Genomic DNA, 5,950 nt, shown 5'->3' on the forward strand with positions numbered 1-5,950 from the left:
CCACAGGCGATTGGGAGATCGTCGTCGGCATGGAAGTCCATGCGCAGGTCACCTCCAACTCGAAATTGTTTTCCGGCGCATCCACCACGTTCGGTGCCGAGCCGAACGAGAATGTCTCATTGGTCGATGCCGCCATGCCGGGGATGCTGCCGGTGATCAACGAATGGTGCGTGCGTCAGGCAATCCGGACCGGGCTCGGCCTCAAGGCGCAGATCAATCTGAAGTCGGTTTTCGACCGCAAGAACTATTTCTATCCCGACCTGCCGCAGGGCTACCAGATATCCCAGTTCAAGCAGCCTATCGTCGGCGAAGGCAAGATGATCATCTCGGTCGGCCCCGATAAAAAGGGCGAGTTCGAGGACATCGAAATAGGCATCGAGCGTCTGCATCTTGAACAGGACGCCGGCAAATCGCTGCATGACCAGAATCCGACGATGTCCTATGTGGATCTGAACCGGTCCGGCGTGGCGCTGATGGAGATCGTCTCCAAGCCGGACATGCGCTCCTCCGATGAAGCGAAGGCGTACCTCACCAAGCTGCGCACGATCGTGCGTTATCTCGGCACCTGTGACGGCAATATGGATGAGGGCTCAATGCGCGCTGACGTCAACGTTTCGGTGCGCAAGCCCGGCGGTGAGTTTGGCACACGCTGCGAGATCAAAAACGTAAACTCGATCCGCTTTGTTGGCCAAGCCATTGAATATGAGGCGCGCCGCCAGATCGCCGTCCTTGAAGATGGCGGCTCCATCGATCAGGAAACGCGGCTTTTCGATCCGGTAAAGGGCGAGACACGTTCGATGCGCTCCAAGGAAGAGGCACATGACTATCGCTATTTCCCTGATCCAGATCTCCTGCCGCTCGAATTCGAACAGTCCTATGTCGAAGAGCTGAAGGCTGACCTGCCGGAACTGCCCGACGACAAGAAGGCGCGCCTCGTCTCGGGGCTGGGGCTTTCCGTCTACGACGCGTCCATATTGGTGACGGAAAAGGCCATTGCCGATTATTACGAGGCCGTCGCCAAGGGCCGCGATGGCAAGCTTTCCGCCAACTGGGTGATCAATGATCTGCTCGGGGCTCTGAACAAGGCCGGCAAGGGCATAGAGGAATCGCCTGTGTCGCCGGAGCAGCTCGGCGCCGTGATCGATTTGATCAAGGAAGGCACGATTTCCGGCAAGATCGCCAAGGATCTTTTCGAGATCGTCTGGAACGAAGGTGGCGATCCCCGCGAACTTGTGGAAAGCCGCGGCATGAAGCAGGTCACGGATACCGGTGCGATCGAAAGAGCCATCGACGATGTCATCGCCGCCAATCCTGACAAGGTGGAGCAGGCCAAGGCAAAGCCAAGCCTTGCCGGCTGGTTTGTCGGACAGGTGATGAAATCGACAGGCGGCAAGGCCAATCCTCAGGTTCTCAGCGACATGGTCAAGGCAAAACTCGGGATAACCGAATAGATGTGGGTTCGCAGCGCAACGAAGGAAGATCTGGACGCGGTGCGCGACATGCTCGCCCTGACCTGGCACGCGACGTATGACGATGTTTACGGCGTCGAAAAAGTGAAGGCGATCACTGATCGCTATCATTCGCTCGATGCGTTGAAGAAGCAATTGGCAAAACCCTATTCGGAATTCATCATCGCCGATGATGGCGCCGATATCATGGGAATGGCCTACGCGTCGCAGAAGGATCACAAGCTTTCGATCCTCAACCAGCTCTATGTGCATCCCGAACATCAGAAGAAGGGTGTGGGTTCGTTGCTGCTGGCGGAAATGGAGAGTGCCTTTCCCGGTGTCTACGCGCTGCAGCTCGAAGTTATCGAATCGAATCAAAGGGCGCTGAGCTTTTATGAAAGCAGGGGATTCGAGCGTACCAACAACCGGATCGAAAACTGGGGTGAGCCGAATTCGGGTATTTCCGTGGTCGTGCTGGAGAAATCCCTGACTGGATTTGAGCTCGCACCGTGACAGCAGAAATTGATGTGACGTTCCGGCAGGCAACGATCGATGACCTGCGAGCACTGATTGCGCTGTTTGCAGATGATCCGATCGGTGGTCACGGCGATACAACCGATTCTTCGGCGTTGCCACTTTACGAAAGTGCCTTTGCCACGATCGAAGCCAGTCCAAACGATCTGCTCTTCGTCGGCGTTCTCAAGGATGAGGTGGTTGCCACCGCACAAGTGACCTTCATTACGTCGCTCACGGGTCGGGGAACGAAGCGCATGGCTATCGAAGCGGTGCAAACACGAGCCGATATGCGCGGCAAGGGAATTGGCGCAAAGTTGATCCAGCATTGCCTTGATGTTGCGCGCGAGCGGGACATTGCTCTCGTGCAACTGACATCGAACGCCAAGCGCCAGGACGCGCACCGTTTTTACGAGCGGCTTGGTTTCGAGAAGAGCCACGCGGGATTCAAAATGCGCTTGGCTCCAGCGTCAACTTGACCCTTGCTATCGGGCAATGATACGGCCATAAACCCATGAGTTGCTAATGGCAACATTCCAAGCAGGATTGCTATGAAGACCTTCATGACCCAGTTTTTCACGTGGTGGAATGGACCGACGCTCGGTACCCGCTTCTTCACATGGCGCAAAGGCACGAAAGTTGGCGAAGATCAGTTCGGCAACGTCTATTACGAGGGCACCTTCGATTCGGAAGGGCGCAAGCGACGCTGGGTAATCTACAACGGCTATGCGGAAGCTTCGGCTATTCCTGCCGGCTGGCACGGCTGGATACACCACAGGGTTGACACTGCGCCTTCGCAGGAAAACTATAAGCCGTATCCTTGGGAAAAGAATCACCAGGCGAATCTCACCGGTTCCGCCGCTGCCTATCGACCGCAGGGTTCGATTGCGCATGGCGATAACCGGCCGACCGTGACCGGCGATTACGATGCCTGGACACCGGGCGCCTAATCGGGTCTTCTTCTGCCACATTTGCTCTTTATCGACAGGCTGGAATCGAAATCCTCTTGTGCGCGCTTAACCGGAAATGACATGATCAGTCGGAAATTTCGCTCTCTTGCCGTCGGGCTGATCACTGCTGGTCTATGCAGTGCTGTCTCCGGAGCATCGGCCCAATCGACCGACAAGATTTCAAATCCGATTGCCGTCTTTTCCGGCCTCGACAAGATCACCGGACGAATCACCACCTTCGACGTCTACATCAACGAGACGGTGCAATTCGGTGCGCTGCAATTGACGCCGCATGTCTGCTACACCCGTCCCGATACGGAGACGCCGAAGACAGATACATTTGTCGAAGTCGACGAGATCACGCTGGACCGCAAAATCCGCAAGATCTTTTCCGGCTGGATGTTTGCCGATAGCCCCGGCCTCAATGCGGTCGAGCACCCGGTGTACGATGTGTGGCTAAAGGCTTGCAAACAGAAGTCGGACGTTCCAGCCCCGGATGCCGCCCAGACGGGCGGAACCCAGAACTAATTTCAGCAAAGCTGATAGCCTACATTGGCTTCGAGCAGTTGATCATCCAGGGTGTGCCGTAGCGATCGACGAACATCGCAAAGCGCTGAGCCCAAGACGTTTCACCAATGGGCATCATGATGCTGGTCGCGCCTTCAGAGAGTTCGGCAAAGACACGGTCTGCTTCATCGGGTTTATCCGTGTTGATGCTCACGGTCATGCCCTGTGCCTTCTGGAAATAAGGCGGCGGTGCATCTGATCCCATCAGCATGGTATCTCCGACTTTCATGCTGACATGCATGATATTTTTGGCCAGTTCCGGCGCCGACGTGTTGCCTTCGGGCATCTCGTCATAGCGGACCATGAACTCGATCTTTCCGCCCAGCACTTTCTCGTAAAATTTGAAGGCTTCCTCACACTGACCGTCGAAGTTCAAATAAGCATTGAGTCTCACGATAGTTCTCCTTGTGGCTTTGGGTTGTTCCGTTTCAAGGACGAACGGAATTGCAGCTCCCCGACATTCTTCTCAGGAATGTTTTGAACATTGGTCGGGTTCCGACAATACGACTGGATCCGCGACGGTTTTTTAGGGTGTGTTGTTATTCGCGCCATGACGGTCTGCAAACGGCAATTTTCTGCGATCCGGTGCTCCCGTACTTCAAGTACGCTCCGCTCCGGTTCTCGAAAATCACCGTTTTCGCCTCGTCATGATCGCGAATCTCAACACACCCTAGAATTCGGCTGGCTGCGCCAAGGCATTTTCCAGCATCTTCTGGTATTGGCGCCGGGGGACCTCAACCGCGCCGAAGGTTTCCAGATGATTGGTGGTGAACTGCGTGTCGAGCAGCGTAAAATTTTTTTCGATCAAATGGCTGACCAGATGGACGAGGCAGACTTTCGACGCATCGCGCTCGCGTGAGAACATGCTTTCGCCGAAAAATGCCGATCCCAGTGCGATCCCGTAGAGGCCACCAACAAGGTTTCCGTCGCGCCAGGCTTCGACGGTGTGGCAATAGCCAAGGTCGAACAGCTTGCCATAGGCTTCGCGGATCGGGCGATTGATCCATGTGCGGGCGCGTTCGCCGCTGCCGCTGGCACAACCGGCAATAACGCCCGCGAAATCGGTATCGTAGCGAATGTCGAAACGGCCTTGGCGCACTGTCTTGCGCAGGCTGCGCGAAACGTGGAAATTCTCGAAGGGGAGGACGCCGCGCTTTTCCGGACGTACCCAGAAAATTTCCGGATTGTCCGCCTCTTCGGCCATGGGAAAAACCCCGGTTGCATAGGCGCGCAGCAACAATTCGGGGTCTATTCTGAATGCTTCTTGCGGGTTCTTACCCGTCATGCCTTATTCTTCTGCAGTGTCTGCTGCGTCACCAGCCAGATAATGTTCCAGCCAATGGATATCATAATCACCATTGGCAATGTCAGGATTATTGATCAGATCCTGAAACAGCGGCAGCGTGGTCTTGATACCGTCGACAACGAACTCGTCGAGCGCCCGGCGCAGGCGCATCATGCATTCGACGCGGTTACGGCCATGAACGATGAGTTTGCCGATGAGGCTGTCATAATAGGGCGGGATCTTGTAGCCGGTATAGACGCCTGAATCGACGCGAATGCCAAGGCCCCCCGGCGTATGCCAGTGGGTGATCGTACCCGGTGAGGGTGTAAACGTCCGCGGATCTTCCGCATTGATGCGGCATTCGATGGCATGACCGGAGAAGCGAATATCCTCCTGCGTTACCGATAGTCCACCGCCGGAGGCAACGCGGATCTGCTCGTGCACAAGATCGATGCCGGTTATCGCCTCGGTTACGGGATGTTCGACCTGAAGGCGGGTATTCATTTCGATGAAATAGAACTCGCCATTCTCGTAGAGAAATTCGATGGTGCCGGCGCCGCGATAACCCATGTCGGCCATGGCATTGGCGCAGATCATTCCGATGCGCTCGCGCTCGTCGGAATTGAGGGCAGGCGAGTTGGCTTCTTCCCAGACCTTCTGGTGCCGGCGCTGCAGCGAACAATCGCGTTCACCGAGATGGACGGCCTTGCCAAAGCCATCGCCCATGACCTGAACTTCGATGTGGCGCGGCTGCTGGAGGTATTTTTCGATATAGACGGCATCGTCGCCAAAGGCTGCACCCGCCTCGGTGCGGGCGGTTGACAGGGCGACCGAAAGCTCCTCTTCGTTCATCGCGACCTTCATGCCGCGGCCACCGCCGCCGGCCGAGGCCTTGATGATGACCGGGTAACCGATTTCGGCACAGATGCGCGCCGCTTCCTTATCATCAGTTACACCGCCATCGGAACCCGGAACGACCGGAATGCCGAGCCGTTTCGCGGTGCGCTTGGCCTCGATCTTGTCGCCCATGATACGAATATGCGCGGCAGTCGGGCCGATGAATGTAATGTTGTGCGCTTCGAGGATTTCGGCGAACTTGGCGTTCTCCGACAGGAAACCGTAACCTGGATGGATCGCATCGGCGCCGGTGATTTCGCAGGCCGCAACGATCTGATGGATATTCAGAT

8 protein-coding genes are annotated in these 5,950 nt (G+C 56.2%); 5 read left to right on the forward strand and 3 right to left on the reverse strand.

From position 1 onward, the window contains the following. From gatB to ACXJ5O_RS16720, 5 genes are all read left to right on the forward strand, one after another. Positions 1-1,451, forward strand: a 1,451-nt coding sequence (gene gatB, locus ACXJ5O_RS16700) for an Asp-tRNA(Asn)/Glu-tRNA(Gln) amidotransferase subunit GatB (RefSeq protein WP_457300868.1), incomplete at its 5' end; no start/stop codon positions are given. Beyond that, positions 1,452-1,961 carry a GNAT family N-acetyltransferase gene (locus ACXJ5O_RS16705; RefSeq protein ID WP_112531297.1) on the forward strand — a complete coding sequence of 170 codons (510 nt, stop codon included), beginning with the start codon at positions 1,452-1,454 and terminating at the stop codon, positions 1,959-1,961. Beyond that, positions 1,958-2,440: an N-acetyltransferase family protein gene (locus tag ACXJ5O_RS16710; protein ID WP_457300869.1), complete on the forward strand. Its 483-nt coding sequence runs from the start codon at positions 1,958-1,960 to the stop codon at positions 2,438-2,440. The genes ACXJ5O_RS16705 and ACXJ5O_RS16710 overlap by 4 nt, the downstream gene beginning before the upstream one ends. Positions 2,441-2,512: 72 nt before the next feature. Beyond that, complete coding sequence (locus ACXJ5O_RS16715; protein ID WP_112531299.1) at positions 2,513-2,911, forward strand: NADH:ubiquinone oxidoreductase subunit NDUFA12; 399 nt, start codon at positions 2,513-2,515, stop codon at positions 2,909-2,911. Between the two features lie 81 nt (positions 2,912-2,992). Next, positions 2,993-3,439, forward strand: a complete 447-nt coding sequence (locus ACXJ5O_RS16720; protein WP_271896419.1) for a DUF2155 domain-containing protein — start codon at positions 2,993-2,995, stop codon at positions 3,437-3,439. Positions 3,440-3,458: 19 nt separating this feature from the next. On the opposite strand, the gene ACXJ5O_RS16725 is transcribed toward ACXJ5O_RS16720, so the two are convergent. From ACXJ5O_RS16725 to ACXJ5O_RS16735, 3 genes are all read right to left on the reverse strand, one after another. Continuing rightward, positions 3,459-3,872: a VOC family protein gene (locus ACXJ5O_RS16725; RefSeq protein ID WP_114429941.1), complete on the reverse strand. Its 414-nt coding sequence runs from the start codon at positions 3,870-3,872 to the stop codon at positions 3,459-3,461. Between the two features lie 276 nt (positions 3,873-4,148). Then, positions 4,149-4,718 (reverse strand): leucyl/phenylalanyl-tRNA--protein transferase, encoded by a 570-nt coding sequence (aat, locus tag ACXJ5O_RS16730; RefSeq protein ID WP_457300871.1) that lies wholly within the window; start codon positions 4,716-4,718, stop codon positions 4,149-4,151. Between the two features lie 48 nt (positions 4,719-4,766). Continuing rightward, positions 4,767-5,950, reverse strand: a 1,184-nt coding sequence (locus ACXJ5O_RS16735; protein WP_457300870.1) for an acetyl-CoA carboxylase biotin carboxylase subunit, incomplete at its 5' end; no start/stop codon positions are given.

This window comes from Phyllobacterium sp. P5_D12 (assembly GCF_054049495.1).

Excerpts from the sequence above, each read along its gene's own strand:
- ACXJ5O_RS16720 (WP_271896419.1), top strand. The coding sequence starts at position 2,993 with ATGATCAGTCGGAAATTTCGCTCTCTTGCCGTCGGGCTGATCACTGCT.
- ACXJ5O_RS16705 (WP_112531297.1), top strand. The coding sequence starts at position 1,452 with ATGTGGGTTCGCAGCGCAACGAAGGAAGATCTGGACGCGGTGCGCGAC.
- ACXJ5O_RS16715 (WP_112531299.1), top strand. The coding sequence starts at position 2,513 with ATGAAGACCTTCATGACCCAGTTTTTCACGTGGTGGAATGGACCGACG.